Here is a 25,631-nt window from a genome sequence, read left to right on the forward strand (position 1 = left end):
AAGCTGGTGCAGAGGTCACCGGCTTTTTTCATTACACATTTGTAATATCATAGAGAAAAAGAGTTTAAAAGGATTTGATAAGATGGAAAATATAGAAAAAGAGTTAAAAAGATATGTGTGGGTTTATATCATATCCATGATTCCAATGTTTTTCATTATCAATGTTTTACCTAAAGACAATCTTTTTGAAATAATAATGTCTCTTATTATTGTTATGCTATCTTCTATTGGATTATCCACGGTTATTATTTACATCTTATATTAGAGAAAGAAAAGGAAGTAATAAAAATTATGATGAGTATGTTAATTCATGAATCTCAAGACATGTGAGTATAGAAGCGAGATGCATTTGTGAACATGCTTAATCGTGTATTGTGATTCGGTTTAGGTTATTATAGAATATGTTAAGTATATGTCATGAAAGTGAGGAGGTCATTGGCATGGATGAAATGTATGAACATAATCGAATGCCACACAGTCATGAGGCGGAACAATCTGTACTGGGGGCGATTTTTCTCGACCCAGAATTGATGTCGTCCACGCAAGAAATTTTGTTGCCTGAATCATTTTATCGTGGTGCGCATCAGCATATTTTCCGTGCGATGATGGACCTGAATGAAGATGGCAAAGATATTGATATTGTGACTGTTTTGGATCGACTCACACAAGAAGGGGTCGTGAATGAAGCGGGAGGTCCCCAATATCTTGCTGAAATTACATCGAATGTACCGACAACGCGAAATATTCAATACTACACAGACGTGGTGTTCAAAAATGCAGTCAAACGCAAGCTGATTCACACTGCGGATAGTATTGCGAATGATGGCTATAATGATGAATTAGATTTAGATACCGTGCTGAACGATGCAGAACGTCGTATTTTGGAGCTGTCTTCTACGCGTGAGAGTGATGGTTTTAAAGATATTCGTGATGTATTGGGGCAAGTTTACGATAATGCGGAACAATTGGATCAAAATAGTGGTCAAACGCCAGGGATTCCAACAGGCTACCGTGATCTAGACCAGATGACAGCAGGCTTTAACCGTAATGATCTCATTATTTTAGCGGCACGACCTTCTGTGGGTAAGACTGCCTTCGCTCTTAATATTGCGCAAAAAGTAGCAACCCATGAAGATCAATATACGGTCGGTATTTTCTCATTAGAGATGGGTGCAGACCAATTGGCGACACGTATGATTTGTAGTTCTGGAAATGTCGATTCGAACCGTTTACGTACGGGGACCATGACTGAAGAAGACTGGAATCGATTTACAGTCGCAGTCGGTAAATTGTCTCGGACGAAAATTTTTATTGATGATACACCGGGTGTGCGAATTACAGATATCCGTTCAAAATGTCGTCGTTTAAAGCAAGAACATGGACTTGATATGATTGTGATTGACTACTTGCAATTGATTCAAGGAAGCGGTTCACGTGCATCGGATAACCGTCAACAAGAAGTGTCAGAGATTTCGCGTATGCTTAAAGCGATTGCCCGTGAGTTAGAGTGTCCGGTGATTGCGTTAAGTCAGCTATCACGTGGTGTTGAACAACGACAAGATAAACGTCCAATGATGAGTGATATTCGTGAGTCAGGTTCGATTGAGCAAGACGCCGATATCGTTGCTTTCTTATATCGTGATGATTACTATAACCGTGGCGATGGGGATGATGATGAAGATGATGGCGGATTCGAACCACAAACGAATGATGAAAATGGTGAAATTGAAATCATTATCGCGAAGCAACGTAACGGCCCGACCGGTACAGTGAAGTTGCACTTTATGAAACAATATAATAAGTTTACAGATATCGATTATGCCCATGCGGATATGGGATAATTGAACGTGTGTTTTAAACGGTTGGTGACATCAATCATCAGCCGTTTTATTTGTGATATTGCATCGAATAACAGAAAAGCAAAAAATAATTCCAAGGATTAAACCCGTATGTTTCATGATAGTAACTAATTAATGTACGGTTTTTACTTTATATTAACTTATTGATTTTGATGTAAGTTAGGATTTTAGACATGAGCGAAAGTACCTAATAGCACTTGTATAACGCGTGGTTGTAAGAGCCAGGCTATTTTAGGAAGAATCGAATGGCGTGACGCTCCATTCAATTTTTAATGTTCGTTTTTTGATTTGCATTCATGATGTGATACTGGTAGAATACAGTTTGGTTAATTGAGAAAACTTGGAGGTGCTCTTATGTCATCAATTGTAGTAGTTGGGACACAATGGGGAGACGAAGGTAAAGGTAAAATTACAGACTTTTTAGCGGAACAAGCAGATGTGATTGCACGTTTTTCTGGTGGTAATAATGCAGGACATACGATTAAATTTGACGGTGAAACTTACAAATTACATTTAGTGCCATCTGGTATTTTTTATAAAGACAAACTGGCTGTCATCGGCAATGGTGTCGTGATTGATCCAGTTGCATTACTTAAAGAATTAGACGGTTTAAATGAAAGAGGCATTGCAACAGATAACTTACGCATCTCAAACCGCGCACACGTCATCCTACCTTATCACATTCAACAAGATGAACTTGAAGAAGCGCGTCGTGGCGACAACAAAATTGGTACGACGAAGAAAGGTATTGGCCCAGCATACGTAGATAAAGCACAAAGAATGGGTATTCGTGTAGCAGATTTATTAGACAAAGAAGTTTTCGAACAACGCTTAAAAGAAAATTTAGAATATAAAAATGATTACTTCCAAGGTATGTTTAAACAAGCTGCACCATCATTTGAAGACATTTTTGAAACATACTACGCAGCTGGTCAACGTCTTGCACCGTACGTAACAGATACTGCAAAAGTGTTAGACGATGCTTTTGTAGCAGATGAACGTGTATTATTTGAAGGTGCACAAGGTGTGATGTTAGATATCGATCATGGTACATATCCATTCGTTACATCAAGCAACCCTGTCGCAGGTAACGTCACTGTAGGTGCTGGTGTAGGACCAACAAACGTTTCAAAAGTTGTCGGTGTATGTAAAGCTTATACATCACGTGTAGGCGATGGTCCGTTCCCAACAGAGTTATTTGATGAAAAAGGTCATCACATTCGTGAAGTAGGTCGTGAATACGGTACAACAACAGGTCGTCCGCGTCGTGTCGGCTGGTTTGATTCAGTTGTGTTACGTCACTCTCGTCGTGTGAGTGGGATTACAGACTTATCTATTAACTCTATCGACGTGTTAACAGGCTTAGATGAAGTGAAAATCTGTACAGCTTATGAGTTAGACGGAAAAGAAATCACAGAATATCCAGCGAACTTAAATGACTTAAAACGTTGCGAACCTATTTTTGAAACATTACCAGGTTGGACAGAAGATATTACAGGCGTACGTACAATGGAAGAATTACCTGACAATGCGCGCCGTTACTTAGAGCGTATTTCTGAATTATGTAACGTACACATTTCTATCTTCTCAGTAGGTCCAGATCGTAATCAAACGAATGTTGTAGAAAAATTATGGTAATACAATAGAGATGGGAAGTCTTCCGGGAACACTTCGGTAAGACTGACCTAAAATAAAAAAGACTGCCAAAATGATTTGGTGGTCTTTTTTATTGGCCTCTCATGTTTTAATTCTTAATGTTGTTTTATGTTCAGCATGTGTGTTCGATGTCACAAACTGCTGGCACGTATCTAGACATCAACATATTGCATTCTAAAAAGATGAACAAATATGAAATCACTAATGAATATCTCTTTTACGATGGTTTCCGCCCCGTACTTCTGAAACGTTACCGATTGAGAGGAAGGCTTTTTCGTCGATTTCCATAACGATATCTTTCAATTTTGCTTCTTCAAGACGTGTGATTACGCAGAAAATGACACGTTTATCTTCTCCAGTATACGCGCCTTCACCTTTCAAATACGTCACACCACGACCGAGACGAGAATTGATCGCTTCACCAATATCTTTATAGGCATCACTAATAACCCATACCGCTTTGGATTCATCAAAACCTAAAAGGACGGTATCAATCATTTTTGAGGCGATGAAATAAGCTACAACACTAAATAATGCACTCTCCCACGTGAACACAAAGCCTGCAATTCCAAATATGAAGAAATTAATAAACATCACAATTTCGCCCACAGAAAAAGGTAGTTTTGAGTGAACGAGAATCGATAAAATTTCTGTACCGTCTAATGAACCGCCATAACGTAACACAATGCCGACACCGACACCTAGGACAGCACCGCCAAAAATCGTAACTAAAAATTTATCGTTAATGACTGGATCGATAGGATGTAACACAATAGTCGTAACGGATAAGATAAGGATGGCATACAAAGTAGAGATTGCAAAAGTTTTACCGATTTGTTTATAGCCTAAAAAGAAGAAAGGCAAATTAAGTATAAAGATGAATACCCCTAATTTGAATCCAAGTAAGTGTGAAAGAATAATAGAAATACCTACAATACCTCCATCGAGCAATTGATTCGGTACTAAGAAAAGCTCCAGTGCCGCTCCCATCAACACTGCGCCTAACGTAATAAAGAAAAATCTTTTGAAAAATTGACGTGGCTTTTTAGGTTTTTCTTTTATGTAAGCAACGTTCGATTCTGCTTGAATTTCCATAGATGACCTCCTGAACAACTTTATATGAAAAATTATACAAAAAAAACCGAAAAAAATCTTGTCAACCCGATTGGGTGATGCTATAATCAATCTTGTGTTTAAGAAAGGCTCCTTGGTCAAGCGGTTAAGACACCGCCCTTTCACGGCGGTAACACGGGTTCGAGTCCCGTAGGAGTCACCATGATATGGTCCCGTAGTGGAGCGGTTTAACACGCCTGCCTGTCACGCAGGAGATCGCGGGTTCGATTCCCGTCGGGACCGCTAACAGGGCTGGGACGTAATTCCTGCCCTCTTCGCTAAAAAAGCTCTGATTAGATGTAAAAAAACATTTAATCAGAGCTTTTTTAGATATTATTTCAAAAAAATAAAGCACTTCCTGTATAATTATTAATAACGACAAAAATAATAGACAGGGGTGCTTTATATGTATAAAAATTATAACATGTTTCAACTTACACTTCCAATAGAAACTGAGATGTCTTTTCCTGAAAATGATATTGTATTCATTATTAACAAACTTGTAGAATCTATCCCCCAAGAAGCTTTTAATCCATATTATAACCAAAGAGGTCCTTCATCTTATCACCCAAAAATGATGTTAAAAATCATACTGTATAGTTATGCCAATTCTGTGTTTTCAGGACGAAGAATCGAGCATCTGTTAAAAGATAGTTGCCGAATGATGTGGCTTGCGGAAGGTCAAACGCCAACTTATAGAACCATCAATCGCTTTAGAGTGAACCCCCATATGATGGAATTTCTACATATTTTATTTGTCGGTTTAAGAGCACAATTATTAGAAGATAAACTCATTACAGAGGACGTCATTTATATTGATGGCACAAAAATAGAAGCAAATGCGAATCAATACACATTCCAGTGGCTAGCTAATACGAAGCGTTTGAGTCAGTCTGTCATTGAAAAATCAACGTCATTATATGAGCAACTCGTTTCTGAAGAGATTATTCCTGAAATCAAGCGTGAATCTGGGCATGAATTAACAAGTGAAGAACTGAATCAAATAGAGACGCATTTTAGAACATAAAAATGATGCGCTTAATTCTGAAATTGAAACGACTCAAGATGTAGAGACAAGAAAAACCCTTAGAAAAGAAAGAAGTAAGGTGAGACAAAGTAAGAAAGCCATCCAAGATTTTAAAAACCGAAAAATCAAATATGACAAGCAAATGGAAATTTATGGTGACAGAAAAAGTTATTCAAAGATCGACCACGATGCGACCTTCATGAGAATGAAAGATGATCATATGAGAAACGGCCAATTGAAACCGGGTTATAACCTACAAATCGCAACCCATAATCAATTCGTTTTAGCTTTTGGTGTTTATAGTCATCCAGGTGACATAAGAACACTTGAACCACTTTTAAAATCCATCCACAATTTATATGGTGACATTCCAGAGTATATTGTGGCAGATGCGGGTTACGGAAGTGAATACAACTATACCATGATACTCGATGAATTTGAGAAAACACCTTTAATCACTTATAGTATGTATCTCAAAGAGAAGCAGCGCAAATATAAAAACAATCCATTTATTACTGCTAACTGGGAATACCGTGAGATAGATGATTACTATATATGTCCTAACAAAAAGGAATTACATTTCCAAAGTTACAGAAAGAAAAGAGATGGATACGGTATTCAAAGAGATTTTAAATTATATGCATGTGAAGCGTGTGTGGGCTGTCCATTACGAAGTCAATGTATGAAGCAAAGTACGAACCCCAACACAAATAAACGCTTATTTAAAAATTTAACTTGGGACTATTTTAAAGCCTTCACAAATCAACAGCTTTCAGATCCAAAGACGAAACACATTTATCAAAAGAGAAAGATAGATGTTGAATCAACTTTTGGAAATCTGAAGGCTAATTTGGGTTTCCAAAGATTATCGGTTCGCACAAAATCAAAGGTTGAGTGTGAACTTGGCATCGCACTCATGGCAGTAAATATACGAAAACTAGCTAAAATAAGTGCTCGTTTTCGAACGCTAATAAGAAAACAACCGTTAAATTCTAAAAAAATGAATTTTAACGGCTTTTTCTTAAAGGAGCTGAAGGTCTATGTCCCAGCCCCTTTCCTACGATTTGTCAAGGGTTCAATAAGTGAAATTGACATTACTGAACTAGACCGTCCAATTTTTACTTTTTTGAATAAGGTGTTATGATGTATATGATTATGTGGTTTCGTTAGTGTGGTGCTTTCTGATAATCATATAATTTATCATTGACTATCAAGTAGTGAATGGTCTTTAATAAGCGATTGATACTCGCTATTACGGCAGTCTTGTGGGGTTTCCCATGAGGCTGCTCTCTTAATTTATAATAATAATCCACAATATGGCTTTGATAATGATTTCTTCCCCTAAGAATGTTCATAGTGATTAAATACAATAAACGCCTTGCTTTTTTATTTCCTCTTTTATTAATCGTATCTCGACTCTTTGAAGTTCCTGATTGGTAACGTTTAATATCAATGCCTACAAATGCATTCAGTTGTTTATTTGTTTTGAATTCTCTAATATCTCCAAGTTCCCCAATAAGCAATGTAGCTGTGAGTTCTCCGATGCCAGGAATTGAAATAATATTTTCAAACTCAGTTGTATTTTTAGCTAAATCAATCATTTCCTGATTAAATGCTTTCATTTCTTCTATCCCAATAAGCAGTTTGTCGCATAAGTATTGGACTTTTTGTAGGAGGAAAGAAGACTTGCGCACATTCGGAAAACTATTATTCTTTATTTCAATTAATTTTTTGGCATACTTGTGCGCTTTTTTAATTGAAATGCCTTTATCAGTTGAATGAAGTACTTTTTCCACCAATTCATCATGAGTCAAAATACTTACATAATCAGGATGAGGAAATGCTTTAGCTATATTTAATGCGATTTTTGAATATCTGTTAGTAAATAACTTTTCTAACCCTGGAAATGTTTGATGTAGTGTTTCGACTAACTCAACTTTGAGACAATTTTGGTTGATCTCCATTTCTAAGTGAAAGCGCGCACGTTCTCTCAGTTCAAAGTAGATCTCTTCAGGATGACGTTGTACCTTTGAATCTTTCATTCTAAAGGCAAGAAGTGCGAGTTTATGTGCGTCTGACTTATCTGTTTTCCATGATCTTAACGAATTTGTTTTAAACTTGGCTTCTAGGGGGTTCATTTCTAAGTAATTTATTTTGTGAATTTCACAAAAGTGTTTCATACCTCTTGAATAAACACCTGTTGATTCAAAGAGGATAAACAGGGAATCAAGATGCTTGATATCATTTTTAAGATAACGATAGCCATTTTGATTATTTTGAATGACCAATTCTTTAACGAAAACTTCATCCTTATAATGTGCGACCACACTTTCTGACTTACTGATATCAATACCTAAACAGTTAATAAAAATCATACCTTTCTCTATTGAATTGAGAAGATTTCAACTTTACTTAGCCTTTTTCATTTCATTTTCCTATACACGGTTTCTAAAACCCAACATACTTCAATCAAATTTCAAAAGGAGAGTAAAGCTGATCAGTTTACATTACGGATTCAAAGATCCAAGGGACTGCGCGATCTACTTCTCTCTACAACTATAAAAAATAGCTGTGAAGAAATCTATCGTCATAAATTTCTTCACAGCTAATCTTAGTATGTTTGGTCTTTAAAACAGTTAGGCTTGCGTAACTGATGATTGTAATACGCTGTTATGACAACTATGCAGTGTTAATCATAATTTAAGCAAAATACCTCTTTATTACTGTCAACAGGCATATACTGAAAGTGTATAGAGGAGGTGTTTTTAATGGTTAAGGCTATTATTGAATTTATTAAATTATTACTCTCAATTTTCGTATCTGGTGGTAAGCACTAGTGTGAATCAACTCTTTACGTGTTGCGTATGTGGCATGTAAGGAGTCTTTTTATGCTTTCTTTGATGCTTTTCAGAAGTCATTCGAATCATGTAAGAGAATTTTCTGAACGATAATGTAGTCCCCCCATCTTTTTGCTCCCCAATAGTCCCCTATTTCTTCTTTAAAAGTGAGTGTAGCCGTTTGTCTATGATTATGGTACAACTGAACTAAAGAGGGAATAACACCAATGATACTGTTACCAAGTAGTTTGTTTTTATTCTTATTAGCGATTGTGTTCCAACATATTGTATCTCAAAAAATCAATTACTTTTTTGGGTTTCGGACTAGAAAAACGATGAAAAATCAAAAGAATTGGGAAATAGCTCAAGTCTCCTTTGTCCGTCAACTAAAGGTGATTTTGGATATACGGCTTTATATTCAATTCTATTATGCATTGCGGATATCGTGCTCATTGTTTTAGACAACGATGCGTTACTTGTAACTTCGATGTACAATCGATAGTTCTCGTAGGTATATAGTTGGCCGTTTACCTCAATGTCAATAAAAAGCTGGATGCATAAACTGAATGCATGGATTTTGTGCCTTATCATACAAATGAAAATGGGTTAAATAGATAGAATTCACTTGATATTAGTGATACATTATAAGGTATAGTATTATGCCAGTTAGCAACCGATATTATGTACTTATTAAGAAATGGGGTCATTTTTATGGCAAGAAAAGTAGTCGTAGTCGATGATGAAAAACCAATTGCGGATATATTAGAATTTAATTTGAAAAAAGAAGGTTATGAAGTATTTGTCGCATATGATGGCAACGATGCGGTCGACTTAATCTATGAAAAAGAACCTGACATCGTGTTACTCGATATTATGTTGCCTGGCCAAGACGGTATGGAAGTGTGCCGTGAAGTGCGTAAAAAATTCGAAATGCCAATTATTATGTTAACGGCTAAAGATTCAGAGATTGATAAAGTACTCGGTCTTGAGCTTGGGGCGGATGACTATGTGACAAAACCATTTAGTACGCGTGAATTGATTGCGCGTGTGAAGGCTAATTTACGCCGCCATTATACACAACCGAGTCAAGAAAATCACATGCAGACGAATGAAATTACAATTAAAGATATTGTGATTTATCCAGACGCTTATTCTATTAAAAAACGCGGTGAAGATATTGATTTGACGCATCGTGAATTTGAATTGTTCCATTATTTATCGAAACATATGGGACAAGTGATGACGCGTGAACATTTACTCCAAACGGTATGGGGTTATGATTATTTCGGTGATGTGCGTACTGTAGACGTCACGATTCGTCGTTTACGTGAAAAAATTGAAGATGATCCTTCTCATCCAGACTATATTGTGACGCGTCGTGGTGTTGGATATTTCTTACAACAACATGATTAGAGGATGGCAAATATGAAGTGGTTAAAACAATTTCAATCCCTTCACACGAAACTTGTTATTGTCTATGTCCTGTTGATTATTATTGGTATGCAAATTATTGGTCTGTACTTTACGAATAGCCTCGAAAAAGAAATGACTGAGACGTTTAAGACAAACATTTCTCAAAATGCGAAACAAATCGAGCTCGGAATTGAAAAAATATATGCAGATGGCAATGATTCAGGTAATACACAAAAAGATATTCAAAATTTACTCAACGAATATGCCAATCGTAATGAAATGATAGAAATTCGCTTTATTGATAAAGATCAAATCATTATTGCGACATCAAAGCAATCGAATCGTACGATTATTAACCAAAAAGCGAATGATAGTTCTATTCAAAAGGCATTGTCGCTTGGGCAAGAAAATTCGGATACGGTGCTGAAAGATTACGGTGAAGGTAAGCAGCGTGTATGGATTAAAAATATGCCGGTGGTGACTGGCGATGGCATGATTGGTGATATTTATATTGAGTCGAATATTAACCAAGTGTATGATCAGTTAAGTAGCATTAACCAAATTTTTATCGTAGGTACAGGGATTTCACTCATTATTACAGTGATTCTCGGTTTCTTTATTGCGCGTACGATTACGAAGCCGATTACTGATATGCGAAATCAGACAGTCGAGATGTCTAAAGGGAACTATACGCAACGTGTGAAAATTTATGGTAATGATGAAATTGGCGAATTGGCGCTAGCGTTTAATAACTTGTCGAAACGTGTTCAAGAAGCACAGGCGAATACGGAAAGTGAGAAGCGGCGTCTGGATTCTGTTATTACCCATATGAGTGACGGGGTTATTGCGACAGATAGACGTGGCCGTGTGCGCATTATTAATGATATGGCGCTGAAAATGCTAGGGAAGTCTAAAGAGGAAGTCTCCGGGTACTTTATTTTTGATGTATTAGATTTACAAGATGAGTTTTCACTTGAAGAATTAAATGAAAATAATGATAGTGTCCTCATTGATATTAATGAAGAAGAAGGTATTATTGCACGTGTCAACTTTAGTACGATTGTGCAAGATACTGGCTTTGTGACAGGTTACATTGCAGTGCTACATGATGTCACTGAGCAACAACAAATTGAACGAGAACGTCGCGAGTTTGTAGCGAATGTATCACACGAATTACGGACACCATTAACGTCTATGAACAGTTATATCGAGGCGTTGGAAGAGGGCGCATGGCGTGATGAATCGATTGCACCTCAATTTTTATCAGTCACTCGTGAGGAAACTGAGCGAATGATTCGTCTTGTCAATGACTTGTTACATCTGTCTAAAATGGACAATGAGTCTGAAACGATTACGAAAGAGATTGTCGACTTTAATATGTTTATCAATAAAATTATTAATCGACATGAGATGGCTGCGAAAGATACGACGTTCGTGCGTGATATTCCGCGAGAGACGATATTTACAGAAGTGGATCCGGACAAGATGACGCAAGTGTTCGACAACGTCATTACGAATGCGATGAAATATTCGCGCGGTGAGAAACGTGTCGAGTTCCACGTGAAACATAATCCCGTCCATAGTCGTTTAACGATTCGAATTAAAGATAACGGGATTGGGATTCCGATTAATAAAGTAGATAAGATTTTTGACCGCTTTTTCCGTGTGGATAAGGCACGTACGAGAAAGATGGGGGGTACAGGACTGGGTCTTGCCATCTCTAAAGAAATTGTCGAAGCCCATAACGGTCGTATTTGGGCCAATAGTGTAGAAGGACAAGGCACATCCATTTTCATCACATTACCTTGTGAGAAAATTGAGGAAGGTGATTGGGATGCGAATTAGAGAATTGATTAAGTCAATTGTGTTAGCCATCCTCGTCCTATCGAGTATTGTGTTGACGGTGATGATTTGGAACTTTTCGCCTGATTTAACCGATGCGGACAATGTGCATACGAAAGATGAGACAGAGGCAATCGGGACGCGTTACGATAAAGCGTTTAGTCAAGTGGTGACGCCTTTACAGCTTGTGCATATTGAAAATGACGATGTAAAAGGTATGCCAGCAAATAAAGATGTGAATACATTAATGACCGTATTTCAAAAACACCGCATTATTGAAGTAGAAGATATTCAAAATGATGACGTCGTGTTATTGCGTGATTTGAGCAATCATTTCGTCGTGTTAGACTACCCGTCAGACATCCCGCTGTCGATGTATTTGAATGAAGTCATTGAAATTCCTGCGAAAGTGCCGACAAACTTTAAATTTAACCGACTTATTTTAGATGTCGATGATTCCCAACATGTGATCATTTATGCCATGCAGCCGAATCATCAACGTGCGATTAAGTTAGAAACGAATTTGAATACGAAATATGTGCAGCAGCGCATTCAGAAAATGAAAGCGGACTTGGAACCGTACTCAGATGTTGTGACGAACCGCAGTACGATTAATAAGGCGACGTATATGTATGCCTTGAAAGCGCCGAAAAACTTAAAAGCATACCGAACTATTTTTAATCGTATTAACGTGGAAGATTTGAACGCGATTCTGTTTGATAACACGCCGATTGTGCGTACAACGAATAGTGGGAACACGACATACAACAACAATACGGGCGTCGTGAACTATAATGCGAATCGTGAAACGTATGACTATACCAATTTGTCAGAAGATGAGCATAGTACGCGTAATATGAACGTCAACTTGCCACGTGCGTTTGATTTTATTAATAAACATGGTGGGTTTACGGATGATTTTCGCTTATTTAGTACGGACAGTGACCATGGACATATTACTTATCAAATGTTTCTGAATGGACGTCCAATCTTTTATCCGGACCAATTAAACGAAATTCGCGTCTTGTGGGGTGAACGTGGCTTGTATGAATACAGTCGCGGTTTATTAAAAACGAACGTGACGATTGATAACGGTGAAAAGCCTGAGTCGTTACCGGATTTGGAAGATGTGCGTTCTGTATTAGCTAGCAAAGGTGATATTGATTTTACGAAAGTCGAACAAATGGTCATCGGTTATCGCATGAATCCGATTAAAGGACCGGAAAATAGTATCGAAATTCAAGAAGGCAGTCAGTTTATACCGACGTGGTACATTCAATATGATCACGAGTGGTACGAATATAAAGACGGGGAGTTGATTGAGACATGAACTGGAAACGTGCAAAATCATTGTTCATCGTCGTGTTTCTCCTCGTTAATATTTGTTTAATCTTTGTGTATAATGATAAAATTAGTAAATCGAAAATTAGTGATGCAGAACAGCAAAATTCGGTTAACTTTGAACAAGAAAATATCAAATTGCCGAAAAATATGCCTGATGTGAGCCACGTGAAAATGCAGCTCATTACAGCACGTTCGAAAGACTTTAAAGATGATGCGGAAAAAAATGATAAAGCAGAAGCACGAAATAACGGGCACACATTGGACAAAGAAATGAGTGAAAGTGTCAATGTGAAACTCGATCCTATTTCGCATTTGAAACCGTACATCGATCAAAATATTTATAAAGGCAACGAGTATCAATATCACGATACGAGCGATGGCAAAATTAAATATGAACAGACGTATAAAGGCTTCCCGATTATGAATAACAATCGTGCAGAACTGACATTTGATGTGAAAGACGATACAGTCAAAGCGTATGAGCAGTCTGCAATGGAAGACGTCCTTCCGTCTAAAGGGGCGAATAATGAACCACGACAAGTCATTAGTGCCCATAAAGCTGTCGAAGCACTTTATTATAATCAGTACTTAAAACATGACCAAGAAGTCGAAAACATCCGACTCGGTTATTATACGGTGGTCAAAGAGACGAATATTCAAGTCTTGCAAGCCAACTGGGAAATAAAAGTGAAAGACGCAAATGGCACACATACGTATTATGTAGAGGCAATTTCGTCCAATCCACAAATTATTGAACAATAGAAAGGGTGGTCTCTTGATACGAATGAGTGTACTCGCAAGCGGTAGTACCGGCAATGCGACATATGTAGAAAGCGATAAAGGCAGTTTGTTGATCGATGTAGGACTCACAGGTAAAAAAATGGAGACACTTTTCGATCAAATCGACCGGAAAATTTCAGATTTAAGCGGCATTCTCGTGACGCACGAGCATAGCGACCATATTAAGGGGCTCGGCGTCATTGCACGTAAGTTTGGTGTGCCGATTTATGCGAACGAAAAAACATGGACGTGTATTGATAAAAAGGATTCTAAAATTCCGTTAGATCAAAAGTTTGTATTCAATCCATATGAAACGAAGTCTATTGCAGGTTTTGATATAGAATCGTTCAATGTATCACACGATGCGATCGATCCACAGTTTTATATCTTCCATAATAACTATAAGAAGTTAACGATGATTACGGATACAGGTTACGTCTCTGATCGAATGAAAGGGATGATTCGGGGGAGTGATGCCTTTATATTTGAAAGTAATCATGACGTCGATATGTTAAGAATGTGTCGTTATCCGTGGAAGACGAAACAACGCATCTTGAGTGATATGGGACATGTGTCGAATGAAGACGCAGCTCACGCAATGAAAGATGTCATCACAGGCCAGACGAAGCGGATTTATTTATCGCATTTATCACAGGATAACAATATGAAAGACTTGGCCCGTATGAGTGTCGGTCAGATCTTGCAAGAACATGATATTGATACTGTGAATGAAGTGAAGTTGTGTGACACGGATAAAGCGATACCTACACCAATATATACGTTATAATGAAATAATTGATAGATAGAAGCACATGAATTTCAAGTAAAAGTCTTGAGGTTCATGTGTTTTTTATGATTATGCAAAATAATAGAAGCATCAGTAGCTTAATAATAAGATATCTCCCTGTTTTAACAAGGTGGATAAAAAATTATCTAAGTAAGATGTATAAAAGTGCAACAAATAGAGCACTTATCCCCAAATGTGTGCACAAAATAATGCACTTACACACAATTCACACGTTAATAACCTACTTACCAACAAACTTATCCACATATCAACAGTCTTATGCACAATTATCTTGATATTTTCTAAAAAACTGTGTACAAACTTTATACAAAAAACGTTATAATGGGTATAAACCTGTGAGTAACTGAATAACTTGTGGATAACTTTGCGTTTATTCACAATGGAGGTCAAAATGAAAATTACTGTTGTCGCAGTTGGAAAACTGAAAGAGAAATACTGGAAGCAAGCTATTGCAGAGTACAGCAAAAGACTAGGGGCATACACAAAATTAGAAATTATTGAAGTTCCAGATGAAAAAGCACCTGAAACAATGAGTGATAAAGAAGTCGAACAAGTGAAACAAAAAGAGGGCCAACGTATTTTAAGTAAAATCAAACCACAATCTACAGTCATCACATTGGAAATCGAAGGTAAGATGGTTAGCTCTGAAGCCTTATCTACAACATTAAATCAACGTATGACGCAAGGTGCGAGTGACTTTACCTTTGTGATAGGGGGATCTAATGGCTTACATCAAGACGTCTTAAACCGAAGCAACTTCGCATTGTCATTCAGCAAAATGACATTTCCTCATCAAATGATGCGCGTTATCTTGTTAGAGCAAGTATATCGGGCATTTAAAATAATGCGGGGAGAAGCATATCATAAGTGAAGTTAAAAATGATTGATTTATTCGACATTGGAATATAACATTGATTTCATTTATGCAGGTGTCATTTTTATTCTTAAATATGAATTGAAATAATAAAGTATTAGTGATTAAAGAAAAATATTGGATCTATGTCAAGAAACCGGACACAGAAAAAAGAGAATTCTACCGCGCTTCGCTTGCTTGCCTAGCTCATCATGTACTTTTGAAAATCAAAAAGTACATGATGAGCTAGGTTATTTTGTTGCGTATTTCTTCTCAAATTCAATGGGCTCATATCATTTAACGTTGAATGCATGCTTTTAGAATTGTAAAAAGTAAGGATATATTCCACAATACTAAACATCGCTTCATTCCTCGTTTGATAGTTCTTATGATGTATCAATTCCTTTTTAATGATACTATGAAAAGATGCTATACATGCGTTGTCGTAACAGTTTCCTTTACGACTCATACTGCTCTGAATCCCTTTTTCACGTAGTAAATTTTGATATTCTATTGAGGCATATTGACTTCCTTGGTCTGAGTGGTGGATTAACCCCTCTCTAGGTTCTTGAATTGTATATGCTTTGTTTAAAGCTGATATCACAAGTGCTTTAGTCATACGAGGTGCCATCGCCCAACCAATGATTCTACGAGAAAACAAATCCATGACAGTTGCTAAATAGAGCCATCCTTCTTTCGTGTATACATACGTGATGTCAGCTACCCAAACACTGCCAGGTTGCGATACTTTAAACTGTTGGTTCAACAAATTAGGGTATACAGGAAGATGATGCTTTGAATGGGTCGTTGCCTTGTATTTCTTTTTTGTGATAGACCTTATACCGAGTTCCTTCATCAATCTACTGACAGTTCTTTGGGTTACAGTATGTCCATGACGTCTTAGTATTTGTGTGATTTTGGGACTTCCATATCGTTTTTGACTTTTAATATAGATTTGATAAATCTGCTTCTTCAAACCTTCACGCTTCACTATGCGCGCACTTGGCTTGCGATTTTTCCAATCATAATAACCACTTCTCGAAACACCTAGAACTTGGCACATCTTTACGACACGAAATTCATGTCGGTGTTCATAGATAAACTTGTATATTACTTCTGGTCTTTGGCAAAGATGTGCATAGCCTTTTTTAAGATTTTATTCTCTTCTTCTAAATCTCTTAATCGCTTCTCTAAATCAGCTTCTGTTTGCTTCTTGGACGTCCGTTTACCGCTACCGACAAACCCTTTTTCACCGTCTTTACGGTATATACTCAGCCATCTTGTTAAGGTTTGAATAGGAATATCTAGATCTCTAGAAACTTCTGAGGCACGTCTCCCTGATTCTACTCATTGAATTGCTTCCATTTTAAAGCTATGATCGTATTTTCTTCTCGCCATCATTGATACTCCTATAAATTGATTTCTTTTATTATACATTAAATTCTTATCAATTTACTGTGTCCGTTTCTTAGTCTAGCATCACTCCTACTCGATTGCAGCTAATATTACGCTTGCTTAGCCAATGCGAAAATAGTGCAATAACACATCCACTGACAATGGTGACAGCTAGCTGTACAAGGATTTCCTGCATAAATTAGACTTCCTCTCAAAGTCGATTTGACGCTTTGAGAGATAAACGACCCTCATCTCATTTCCTCTTTTTTAATCTTTAAAAAATGTCCAAAAACAAAGAACTCCATACATGGGGCTGGGACGTAATTCCTGCCCTCTTCGCTAAAAAAGCTCTGATTAGATGTAAAAAAACATTTAATCAGAGCTTTTTTAGATATTATTTAAAAAAATAAAGCACTTCCTGTATAATTATTAATAACGACAAAAATAATAGACAGGGGTGCTTTATATGTATAAAAATTATAACATGTTTCAACTTACACTTCCAATAGAAACTGAGATGTCTTTTCCAGAAAATGATATTGTATTTATTATTAACAAACTTGTAGAATCTATCCCCCAAGAAGCGTTTAATCCATATTATAGCCAAAGAGGTCCTTCATCATACCATCCAAAAATGATGTTAAAAATCATACTTTATAGTTATGCCCATTCTGTTTTTTCAGGACGAAGAATCGAGCATCTGTTAAAAGATAGTTGCCGAATGATGTGGCTTGCGCAAGGTCAAACGCCAACTTATAGAACCATCAATCGCTTTAGAGTGAACCCCCATATGATGGAATTTCTACATATTTTATTTGTCGGTTTAAGAGCACAATTATTAGAAGATAAACTCATTACAGAGGACGTCATTTATATTGATGGCACAAAAATAGAAGTAAATGCGAATCAATACACATTCCAGTGGCTAGCTAATACGAAGCGTTTGAGTCAGTCTGTCATTGAAAAATCAACGTCATTATATGAGCAACTCGTTTCTGAAGAGATTATTCCTGAAATCAAGCGTGAATCTGGGCATGAATTAACAAGTGAAGAACTGAATCAAATAGAGACGCATTTTAGAACATAAAAATGATGCGCTTAATTCTGAAATTGAAACGACTCAAGATGTAGAGACAAGAAAAACCCTTAGAAAAGAAAGAAGTAAGGTGAGACAAAGTAAGAAAGCCATCCAAGATTTTAAAAACCGAAAAATCAAATATGACAAGCAAATGGAAATTTATGGTGACAGAAAAAGTTATTCAAAGATCGACCACGATGCGACCTTCATGAGAATGAAAGATGATCATATGAGAAACGGCCAATTGAAACCGGGTTATAACCTACAAATCGCAACCCATAATCAATTCGTTTTAGCTTTTGGTGTTTATAGTCATCCAGGTGACATAAGAACACTTGAACCACTTTTAAAATCCATCCACAATTTATATGGTGACATTCCAGAGTATATTGTGGCAGATGCGGGTTACGGAAGTGAATACAACTATACCATGATACTCGATGAATTTGAGAAAACACCTTTAATCACTTATAGTATGTATCTCAAAGAGAAGCAGCGCAAATATAAAAACAATCCATTTATTACTGCTAACTGGGAATACCGTGAGATAGATGATTACTATATATGTCCTAACAAAAAGGAATTACATTTCCAAAGTTACAGAAAGAAAAGAGATGGATACGGTATTCAAAGAGATTTTAAATTATATGCATGTGAAGCGTGTGTGGGCTGTCCATTACGAAGTCAATGTATGAAGCAAAGTACGAACCCCAACACAAATAAACGCTTATTTAAAAATTTAACTTGGGACTATTTTAAAGCCTTCACAAATCAACAGCTTTCAGATCCAAAGACGAAACACATTTATCAAAAGAGAAAGATAGATGTTGAATCAACTTTTGGAAATCTGAAGGCTAATTTGGGTTTCCAAAGATTATCGGTTCGCACAAAATCAAAGGTTGAGTGTGAACTTGGCATCGCACTCATGGCAGTAAATATACGAAAACTAGCTAAAATAAGTGCTCGTTTTCGTTCGTTAATAAGAAAAAAGCCGTCAAATTCTAAAAAAATGAATTTTGACGTCTTTTTCTTAAAGGAGCTGAAGGTCTATGTCCCAGCCCCATGTGTAAAAATGATTTATTTGTAATTCATACAGAAATTAATCCATTTCACTGGAATTCTCTAAACATACATGATAACGGTACAATTTGATTTGTAACATAATAGACATGAATGATTAATGTGTATTTGAAACTGTATTTTGAAACAAATACTTAGATATTATAAAGCCTGAAATGCTTAAAAGGATAAATAAGATTATGCCCATAATTTGTGAGGGTAAGATGATTCCTATTAATATTGACAATCTGCCAATGAGTTCTGCCCCGGTAATTGAGAGCGATCTAAAAGCATTGTAAGCACCTCTTTTATTTGAGGGAATCAAATTAAGAATTTGGGCATTATAAGAAGGAGCGTATATTATTTCACCTATAGTTGCAATGATTATAAATAATAACAACACCCACCATATATTAGAAAAGATATTAATAGCGTAACCAATACTGTATAAAAAAATACCTGCTAAGAAAACTAATTTTTCATTATATTTTTCTAAATATTTTCCTAATATTAATGTTAATAATACCACAACAATAGCATTTGTGAATTGCAAAATTGAAAATAAAGTGACACCATTCAATCTATAAGAAAATATATTTATAGGATTAAATTCATTATTGAGCCGTATTGCGACGAAACTACTCATTATTATTTCGGCTGAGAATATAAACATCATACCTATTGTTACATAGACAAATTTTTTATCTTTACATACTTCTAAATAAGAATTTAAAAGCTCAAAAAAAGGGTTGATTTTGTTTGTTTTTTTTATAGAAACTTTTATATCCCTTACAAAAAAAAGATAAGTACAGGTTAGAATTAAAGAGCAAATAGTTGCTAACAAAAATAGTGTGCTTTTATGGTTTGAATATAAAGCACCTCCTATTAAGAAACCTACTGACATAGTTAGGTTTGTTAACCAATAATTTAAACGGTAAGTCAATTTTCTAGACTCATTTGTCACTGAATCTTGCATTAGAACTTCTAGGGATGGTCTTCGAAAAGATCCAGAAGCCATTAATAATATATAAAATACACAAAACAAAACATTATAAGAGAGAAATAAAAAAATAGTCAAAAATACAAAGATAATAAATTCACTGAATGATGACAATATCAATAATTTCTTTCTGGGGAGTTTATCAATAATATAACCGGAATATATGTTTATAAAAAAGCTTAAAATTATTGAGAAAGACAAAAAAATGGATGCAAATGAATTTGAAAACATGTCGGATAAGTATAGAGCAATGAAAGGGAATATAGCACTTGTAATTAATCTGTTTAAATTACTACCAACTAATATTACTTTAATATTCATTGGTAAATTGTTGATTTCATTCATAATATCACCTATATCTTTTTTTTGTTAATTATACAGAAAATTATCAATACTTGAAATATTTATGTGTCTTATTGTATTATTACTTATATATTGACATATAGGAGGTGAAATTTATGAAAAAGACATATAAAGCACCAAAAGTGAAAAAAGGTAGCGCTAAAGCTAACGCAGCGGCTAACGTAGCAGTTTAGTAATGTAATGAATGAAGGCAAATATTTATTTGACCTTCATTCATTATTAATATTTTCATTATTCAGAGGTTTCTAAAAATGTTGTTTTTATTATTGTATATATCTGTATTTATAATATCTACTTTTGTGGTTAAAGTAGCACATAAATACATCAGAGGAGGAATGATTGCAAGGGTAATACGGATTATTATAATTAATTTACCTTTCCTCTCTATATTTATGTTTACAAACCTACCATCCATAGAACTAAAAGTAAGTTTGGATTTTTTAACACTATCTATAATAGCAGCAATTATAATGATAATTTTTGAAATACCCAAAATATATTATTCTAATAAAAAAATTATGTTAAAACTATCTTATGATGTAAAGTTAAAAAACTTATTTTCGAGATTTTCGGAGGTAACACTAGTACCTATTACTGAAGAATTATTTTATAGAGGGGTACTGAGTTTTTCTTTATTAAATGTAAAGGCCCAATTATTAATGATTGTTAGTGTCATATTATTTAATATTGCCCACTTTGTTGGAAGAGGTGTAAAAAATCCAATATACTATCTAAAGTTAACGCTTTTTTCCATAATAGCTATTTTTATATATTTAAAAACTAAAAACATAATATATCCTGTAATTTTTCATATATTATATAACATTCCTTATTTCATAACAGAAATGAGAATATACTTATATAAAAGGAGATTTCAAAATGAATAGCGATTTATTAGTTAAAGAAACCAAAGAGTTTTTTGAATGTTATAATGACATTGAATTTTTGAATAATGAAAATGTATCAACAGTTTTTATCTCAGGATCTTTGTTAGAAGGTTTTGGAAATGAAAACTCCGATATCGATATATTTGTCATATTGAAGAATTCTCATTTTTTGAAAGAATTTATAAATAGAGTTAAAAAGAATGAGCTAATAAATATAATCGAGCGAAGAAATAAAACAATAATAACAGCTACATATGAAGAAAGAAATTTCGACATTGAAATTCTTGAATCAGGTTATATTACGGAATATATTCAGCAAGTTAATGTACTAAATGCATACGCAGCTGATGAAAGATATGATTTACTTCACAGAATGAAATATGGAAAAGTTATTTACAACGAGGAAAACTTTTATAAAATCTTTGAGAGTATAAACCAAAACAAATTTAGAAGGATACATACGCAAACTCTTAACACCTATTATGCGGTGAAAATGCATGATATTCATGGTGCATTTAAAGAGAAAGAATTTGTCACAGGTTATTTTATGGGGATTGATTTATTGAATTTGTGTATAGATGCTTATTTATCGATTAGGGGAGAAACTAACCCTAGTAGTAAGTGGAGGTTAAAAAAAATAAATAGATATGATATGAATAAGAAGCATAATGATTTAGATATAAAAGACTTCATATATGATGTATATAAAGGTTTAGATTTAAGAAACGACTTAATTATGAAAAAAAAATTAAAAAATGTTATTACTCTTTGTCAAAAAATCAATACTGAAATAGAGGTGCATAACTATGATTTATAGTAAAAATCCGTTTACAACTTTAAAAAAATTTGAAGATGATTATGTTCTTGTATATGAAGGAGAAGTATATTTTTTAGAAGGCATAGGTATAGAATTTTGGAAAAAAATGGATGGTCAAAAAAATAAAAAGGAAATATATCAAGAAATTTGTTCGGAATTTGATGTTGATGAAAAAAAGGTAGAAAAAGATGGTGAAAAATTTTTAAAAAAAATGCTTAAATACGATTTGATAGAATTGAGTGAAGAATGAGATGATTAAGGGGTTTGTTTTGGATATAGATGATACCATTATACGCAATGGTATTGTTGACACTAAACTTATTAATTTGATGAATCTATATAAAAGTAAAGGTCATAGAATAATTATAGCTACAGGAAGGTCCTTAAATGAATCAAAAGATATTATAAGCTTGTTCAAAGAAGTGGATGCAGCTATTGTTTTACAAGGTGCTCAAACATATGCAGGAAATAAATTGTTGTATCATGACCCTATAGATAAGGGGATATGTTTAGATATTTTGAGTTATTGCCAAAAAAAGAATCTGGCTACTGAAATATACTATAAAAATACAAAAATATCTTTAAAAAAAGAATACGAGGTGATTACAGAAGATATTTACAATATAAAAATACATTTTTATAAAATTAAAAAAATAAAAAAAGAATTTATTAGATTGTTTGGGAATAACCAAAATATAATGATGAGGACGCATAATGATAATATTGTAATACATAGCATTAATACAGATAAAGGAAAGGCATTAAGTAAATTCTGTAAATATATTAATGAGAAAAGTGTAGATTTCATTGGTATAGGGAACTTTCCAAGTGATTCTACAATATTTGATGAAACTCTATTAAATATTGTTCTTAATAAATCTTATGAGAAAAATGATATGGGAATTTTGCAATACTATACAGTTTCAAAAACAGTAGACATATTAAAAGAAATAGTAGAAAAAGCTGAAATTTTTAAAATAAATTACATTAAGAATCAAAAAGTTAGTATAAGAAAATTTAAAGATGAATTTTACGTAATTAATGGAGGTGAAATAAAAAAAGTTGAAGAACTAGATTATATATTATATAAAAATTATATTGATTCAAATAGTCATTGGGACACAGTGAAAATTCTTTTGAACTTTTATAATTTTTCTGAAATATCAGAAAGCTTAAAAAAATTAGAAAAAATTGAATGTATATTGGAGGAATAACATGAAGGTCATTAATGTTGGTATTGCTGGAGTAGGAAATTGCGCATCAAGTTTTGTCCAATTAATCGAAGGTATTAAATCAGGAAAATTAAATAATCATGAAGGAATTATGTTTGAAAGTATAGGAGGCTATAAATGTGAAAATGTAAATTTTACTTCTGCATTTGATATAGACACTAACAAAATAAACAAAGATTTATCGGAGGCTATATATCAATCCCCTAATAACTCTGTAAACCACGTAGATGTGTCTAAAATTAACACAATTGTAACACCTGGTATTTTAAATAACAGGCTTCCATCTACTGTTCTTGAAAAAATAAATATTAACGAGGAATGTAATGAAGTAACGGTAGATGATATTGCTAAGTCACTTGTAGAATCTAAAACACAAGTACTAATATGTTATCTTCCAACAGGATCAGAAAAAGATGTTAAATCATATGCTCTAGCTGCAGCTAAAGCAAATACTGCTTTTATTAATTGCACGCCAGAATTAGTGAGTAGAGATACACAAATAAGAGATATATTCATAGAATCTAATATTCCATTATTAGGTGATGATATGAGGAGTCATATGGGAGCTACCACTTTGCATACAGCACTTATAGAATTACTTCATAGTAGAGGAATAGAGATTAATAATACTTACCAATTAAATTTTGGTGGGAATATGGATTTTTTAAATCTTTCTGATTCGTCCAGAAATAGAAGTAAACAGATTTCTAAAAAGAATGCTTTATTTTCTGCAGGAATAGATGCAACAAATGTATCTGCAGGACCTAATGGTTACATTGAATACTTAAACGATACAAAGGTATGTTATTTAAGAATTGAAGGGACTTCAATATTAGGGTCTAAAATCGCAATGGAAACTAAACTTGAAGTAGAAGATAGCCCTAATTCGGCGGGAGTAATTGCTAATGCTGTCAGAATAGCAAAGGTAGCTATTGATAAGAAGCTTGGTATTAATGAAGTGGAAGAAACATGCGCCTTTTTATTTAAAAGCCCTGTAAAAGGAAAAAAGGAATCAGAATCATTAGATGCTATAAGTAAATTTATAGAGAGAGTGGAGGAAAAAGATGAGTAATATTTTAATACAAAAAAAAGTACGAGAAGAAAATATCGAGTTTGTAGAAAGAAAAGGTGTAGGGCATCCTGATACGATTTGTGATGCTATCGCCGAAAAGTGCTCCCAGAAATACTCAAGATATTGCTATGAAAAATTTGGTAGATTTGCACATCATTGGTTTGATAAAGTTATTTTAATCGGTGGAGAATCTAATATTGACTATGGAAAAGGGGAGCTATTAAAACCTTATAAAATTATAATTGCAGGAAAATGTGTGAAAAAGGTAGGAGCTGACTCGATACCTTTGGATAGTATTTTTAGAAATGCTGTATTAGAAGTTTTAGAAAATGTGTTAACAAATTTCAACCCTGATAAGCATATAGAAATTATTGATGAGACTGTAGATCATCAAGGAGCAGGTAGAAGGAAGTCTAGATATCAGCCAGAAAGTATTGATGATTTAGTAAATATTAATACTGATAAGTTTGTTTCAAATGATTGTAACTTATTATCTAGTCACTACCCACTTACAGATTTAGAAAGCTTAGTTATTGAAGCTGAAAGATATATAAATAGTAATGAATTCAAAAAAAAACATCCTTATTCAGGGTGGGATGTAAAAATAATAGGAACTAGAAATGATGACTCCTTTAATTTATTAATAAACATACCTATCTTGTCTGTATGTTTAGTCGACAGAGAAGATTATAAGGAAAAAGTAGCTATGTGTAAAAAGGATATTCAAAACTATATTAAGAAGAATTTTAGCTTTAGTGTTGGATTAAATGTTAATCCTCAAGATAGTACAGGAAATCCATATATAACAGTATTAGGAAGTGCTGCAGATACTGGAGATGTTGGTGTTGTTGGAAGAGGTAATAGGATAAATGGCCTTATTACTCCTATGCAAAGTATGAGTATAGAGGCACCATGCGGAAAAAATCCATTAGATCATACAGGCAAAATTTATGGAGTTTTAGCAGAAAGATTAGCAAAATCTTTATATATGGATTTAGGTATTAGGGTGGAAATTCATATATATACATATAAAGAAGCACCTTTAAAATCGCCAGATAAAATTATTGTGAATATTTTAGAAGAGTATAAAGAAATTAATGAAGATATTATAAAGGGTATAATATCAGATCATCTAGAAAATATAGACAATCTTTTGAATGATTTAATTTTTAAAGACAATATTATGTGGTAAGGAA

Annotated in this window: 20 protein-coding genes, 2 tRNA genes and 3 pseudogenes; 20 read left to right on the forward strand and 5 right to left on the reverse strand. The window is 34.4% G+C overall.

Annotation, left to right across the window (positions count from 1 at the left end; genetic code table 11):
* Positions 1-136: 136 nt before the first annotated feature.
* The 3 genes from GZH82_RS14010 to GZH82_RS00090 all read left to right on the forward strand — a co-directional run bounded on the left by GZH82_RS14010 (position 137) and on the right by GZH82_RS00090 (position 3,497).
* Positions 137-265, forward strand: coding sequence for a DUF6007 family protein (locus tag GZH82_RS14010; RefSeq protein WP_238989674.1), 129 nt, complete (start codon positions 137-139; stop codon positions 263-265).
* A gap of 175 nt (positions 266-440) precedes the next feature.
* Complete coding sequence (dnaB, locus tag GZH82_RS00085) at positions 441-1,841, forward strand: replicative DNA helicase (RefSeq protein WP_162680767.1); 1,401 nt, start codon at positions 441-443, stop codon at positions 1,839-1,841.
* Positions 1,842-2,213: 372 nt separating this feature from the next.
* Positions 2,214-3,497 carry an adenylosuccinate synthase gene (locus tag GZH82_RS00090; protein ID WP_162680768.1) on the forward strand — a complete coding sequence of 428 codons (1,284 nt, stop codon included), beginning with the start codon at positions 2,214-2,216 and terminating at the stop codon, positions 3,495-3,497.
* A gap of 219 nt (positions 3,498-3,716) precedes the next feature.
* On the opposite strand, the gene GZH82_RS00095 is transcribed toward GZH82_RS00090, so the two are convergent.
* Positions 3,717-4,610 carry a YitT family protein gene (locus tag GZH82_RS00095; RefSeq protein WP_162680769.1) on the reverse strand — a complete coding sequence of 298 codons (894 nt, stop codon included), beginning with the start codon at positions 4,608-4,610 and terminating at the stop codon, positions 3,717-3,719.
* A 106-nt stretch (positions 4,611-4,716) separates the two neighbouring features.
* Here GZH82_RS00095 and GZH82_RS00100 point away from each other — a divergent pair.
* The 3 genes and pseudogenes from GZH82_RS00100 to GZH82_RS00110 all read left to right on the forward strand — a co-directional run bounded on the left by GZH82_RS00100 (position 4,717) and on the right by GZH82_RS00110 (position 6,799).
* Positions 4,717-4,791, forward strand: a tRNA-Glu gene (locus tag GZH82_RS00100).
* Positions 4,792-4,797: 6 nt separating this feature from the next.
* Positions 4,798-4,871 (forward strand) — tRNA-Asp (locus GZH82_RS00105).
* Positions 4,872-5,034: 163 nt separating this feature from the next.
* Positions 5,035-6,799 (forward strand): annotated as a pseudogene (locus tag GZH82_RS00110) (IS1182 family transposase).
* A gap of 22 nt (positions 6,800-6,821) precedes the next feature.
* On the opposite strand, the gene GZH82_RS00115 reads toward GZH82_RS00110, so the two are convergent.
* On the reverse strand, positions 6,822-8,021 hold the full coding sequence (locus GZH82_RS00115; protein WP_343236276.1) for an IS110 family RNA-guided transposase: 1,200 nt from the start codon (positions 8,019-8,021) through the stop codon (positions 6,822-6,824).
* Positions 8,022-8,719: 698 nt separating this feature from the next.
* On the opposite strand from GZH82_RS00115, the gene GZH82_RS00120 reads away from it, so the two are divergent.
* The 7 genes from GZH82_RS00120 (at position 8,720) to rlmH (ending at position 15,550) form a co-directional block, all read left to right on the forward strand.
* Complete coding sequence (locus GZH82_RS00120; protein WP_238989591.1) at positions 8,720-8,953, forward strand: SdpI family protein; 234 nt, start codon at positions 8,720-8,722, stop codon at positions 8,951-8,953.
* A 250-nt stretch (positions 8,954-9,203) separates the two neighbouring features.
* A complete protein-coding gene (gene yycF, locus GZH82_RS00125) occupies positions 9,204-9,905 on the forward strand; it encodes a response regulator YycF (RefSeq protein ID WP_014612681.1) in 702 nt (233 codons plus the stop codon).
* 12 nt (positions 9,906-9,917) lie between these two features.
* Positions 9,918-11,750 carry a cell wall metabolism sensor histidine kinase WalK gene (walK, locus tag GZH82_RS00130; protein ID WP_162680771.1) on the forward strand — a complete coding sequence of 611 codons (1,833 nt, stop codon included), beginning with the start codon at positions 9,918-9,920 and terminating at the stop codon, positions 11,748-11,750.
* On the forward strand, positions 11,740-13,077 hold the full coding sequence (locus tag GZH82_RS00135; protein ID WP_162680772.1) for a YycH family regulatory protein: 1,338 nt from the start codon (positions 11,740-11,742) through the stop codon (positions 13,075-13,077). The genes walK and GZH82_RS00135 overlap by 11 nt, the downstream gene beginning before the upstream one ends.
* A complete protein-coding gene (locus GZH82_RS00140; RefSeq protein WP_162680773.1) occupies positions 13,074-13,853 on the forward strand; it encodes a two-component system regulatory protein YycI in 780 nt (259 codons plus the stop codon). Before GZH82_RS00135 ends, GZH82_RS00140 begins: the two co-directional genes overlap by 4 nt.
* Positions 13,854-13,875: 22 nt before the next feature.
* Entirely contained in the window at positions 13,876-14,658 is a 783-nt protein-coding gene (locus tag GZH82_RS00145; protein ID WP_162680774.1) for an MBL fold metallo-hydrolase, read from the forward strand.
* Positions 14,659-15,070: 412 nt separating this feature from the next.
* The gene (gene rlmH, locus GZH82_RS00150; protein ID WP_162680775.1) at positions 15,071-15,550 is read left to right on the forward strand and encodes a 23S rRNA (pseudouridine(1915)-N(3))-methyltransferase RlmH; all 480 of its coding nucleotides are present in this window, start codon (positions 15,071-15,073) and stop codon (positions 15,548-15,550) included.
* A 233-nt stretch (positions 15,551-15,783) separates the two neighbouring features.
* On the opposite strand, the pseudogene GZH82_RS00155 reads toward rlmH, so the two are convergent.
* Both GZH82_RS00155 and GZH82_RS00165 read right to left on the reverse strand, forming a co-directional pair.
* A pseudogene (locus tag GZH82_RS00155) lies at positions 15,784-16,933 on the reverse strand (IS3 family transposase).
* A 67-nt stretch (positions 16,934-17,000) separates the two neighbouring features.
* On the reverse strand, positions 17,001-17,123 hold the full coding sequence (locus GZH82_RS00165; protein ID WP_162680776.1) for a type I toxin-antitoxin system Fst family toxin: 123 nt from the start codon (positions 17,121-17,123) through the stop codon (positions 17,001-17,003).
* A 270-nt stretch (positions 17,124-17,393) separates the two neighbouring features.
* On the opposite strand from GZH82_RS00165, the pseudogene GZH82_RS00170 reads away from it, so the two are divergent.
* A pseudogene (locus GZH82_RS00170) lies at positions 17,394-19,092 on the forward strand (IS1182 family transposase).
* A 90-nt stretch (positions 19,093-19,182) separates the two neighbouring features.
* Here the strand turns inward: GZH82_RS00170 and GZH82_RS00175 are convergent.
* Positions 19,183-20,409, reverse strand: coding sequence for an MFS transporter (locus tag GZH82_RS00175; RefSeq protein WP_162680777.1), 1,227 nt, complete (start codon positions 20,407-20,409; stop codon positions 19,183-19,185).
* Between the two features lie 317 nt (positions 20,410-20,726).
* Between GZH82_RS00175 and GZH82_RS00180 the strand changes: the two genes are divergently transcribed.
* From GZH82_RS00180 to GZH82_RS00205, 6 genes are read left to right on the forward strand one after another with little or no spacing between them, the layout of a single operon-like run.
* Positions 20,727-21,314 (forward strand): CPBP family intramembrane glutamic endopeptidase, encoded by a 588-nt coding sequence (locus GZH82_RS00180; protein ID WP_162680778.1) that lies wholly within the window; start codon positions 20,727-20,729, stop codon positions 21,312-21,314.
* Positions 21,307-22,131: a nucleotidyltransferase domain-containing protein gene (locus tag GZH82_RS00185; RefSeq protein WP_162680779.1), complete on the forward strand. Its 825-nt coding sequence runs from the start codon at positions 21,307-21,309 to the stop codon at positions 22,129-22,131. The genes GZH82_RS00180 and GZH82_RS00185 overlap by 8 nt, the downstream gene beginning before the upstream one ends.
* Positions 22,121-22,381, forward strand: a complete 261-nt coding sequence (locus tag GZH82_RS00190; RefSeq protein ID WP_162680780.1) for a PqqD family protein — start codon at positions 22,121-22,123, stop codon at positions 22,379-22,381. Before GZH82_RS00185 ends, GZH82_RS00190 begins: the two co-directional genes overlap by 11 nt.
* A gap of 19 nt (positions 22,382-22,400) precedes the next feature.
* Positions 22,401-23,345 carry an HAD hydrolase family protein gene (locus tag GZH82_RS00195; protein WP_162680781.1) on the forward strand — a complete coding sequence of 315 codons (945 nt, stop codon included), beginning with the start codon at positions 22,401-22,403 and terminating at the stop codon, positions 23,343-23,345.
* A gap of 1 nt (position 23,346) precedes the next feature.
* A complete protein-coding gene (locus tag GZH82_RS00200) occupies positions 23,347-24,435 on the forward strand; it encodes an inositol-3-phosphate synthase (RefSeq protein WP_162680782.1) in 1,089 nt (362 codons plus the stop codon).
* Entirely contained in the window at positions 24,428-25,627 is a 1,200-nt protein-coding gene (locus GZH82_RS00205; protein ID WP_162680783.1) for a methionine adenosyltransferase, read from the forward strand. Before GZH82_RS00200 ends, GZH82_RS00205 begins: the two co-directional genes overlap by 8 nt.
* The last annotated feature ends 4 nt before the right edge of the window (positions 25,628-25,631 follow it).

The sequence above is a fragment of the Staphylococcus sp. MI 10-1553 genome (assembly GCF_010365305.1).
Lineage (GTDB): Bacteria > Bacillota > Bacilli > Staphylococcales > Staphylococcaceae > Staphylococcus.

Bases quoted from the DNA above. Each gene is read 5' to 3' on its own strand.
- GZH82_RS00095 (WP_162680769.1), bottom strand. From the start codon at position 4,610: ATGGAAATTCAAGCAGAATCGAACGTTGCTTACATAAAAGAAAAACCT.
- GZH82_RS14010 (WP_238989674.1), top strand. From the start codon at position 137: ATGATTCCAATGTTTTTCATTATCAATGTTTTACCTAAAGACAATCTT.
- GZH82_RS00135 (WP_162680772.1), top strand. From the start codon at position 11,740: ATGCGAATTAGAGAATTGATTAAGTCAATTGTGTTAGCCATCCTCGTC.
- dnaB (WP_162680767.1), top strand. From the start codon at position 441: ATGGATGAAATGTATGAACATAATCGAATGCCACACAGTCATGAGGCG.
- yycF (WP_014612681.1), top strand. From the start codon at position 9,204: ATGGCAAGAAAAGTAGTCGTAGTCGATGATGAAAAACCAATTGCGGAT.
- GZH82_RS00175 (WP_162680777.1), bottom strand. From the start codon at position 20,409: ATGAATGAAATCAACAATTTACCAATGAATATTAAAGTAATATTAGTT.
- GZH82_RS00190 (WP_162680780.1), top strand. From the start codon at position 22,121: ATGATTTATAGTAAAAATCCGTTTACAACTTTAAAAAAATTTGAAGAT.
- walK (WP_162680771.1), top strand. From the start codon at position 9,918: ATGAAGTGGTTAAAACAATTTCAATCCCTTCACACGAAACTTGTTATT.
- GZH82_RS00185 (WP_162680779.1), top strand. From the start codon at position 21,307: ATGAATAGCGATTTATTAGTTAAAGAAACCAAAGAGTTTTTTGAATGT.
- GZH82_RS00120 (WP_238989591.1), top strand. From the start codon at position 8,720: ATGATACTGTTACCAAGTAGTTTGTTTTTATTCTTATTAGCGATTGTG.
- GZH82_RS00165 (WP_162680776.1), bottom strand. From the start codon at position 17,123: ATGCAGGAAATCCTTGTACAGCTAGCTGTCACCATTGTCAGTGGATGT.
- GZH82_RS00205 (WP_162680783.1), top strand. From the start codon at position 24,428: ATGAGTAATATTTTAATACAAAAAAAAGTACGAGAAGAAAATATCGAG.
- rlmH (WP_162680775.1), top strand. From the start codon at position 15,071: ATGAAAATTACTGTTGTCGCAGTTGGAAAACTGAAAGAGAAATACTGG.
- GZH82_RS00090 (WP_162680768.1), top strand. From the start codon at position 2,214: ATGTCATCAATTGTAGTAGTTGGGACACAATGGGGAGACGAAGGTAAA.
- GZH82_RS00145 (WP_162680774.1), top strand. From the start codon at position 13,876: ATGAGTGTACTCGCAAGCGGTAGTACCGGCAATGCGACATATGTAGAA.
- GZH82_RS00200 (WP_162680782.1), top strand. From the start codon at position 23,347: ATGAAGGTCATTAATGTTGGTATTGCTGGAGTAGGAAATTGCGCATCA.
- GZH82_RS00140 (WP_162680773.1), top strand. From the start codon at position 13,074: ATGAACTGGAAACGTGCAAAATCATTGTTCATCGTCGTGTTTCTCCTC.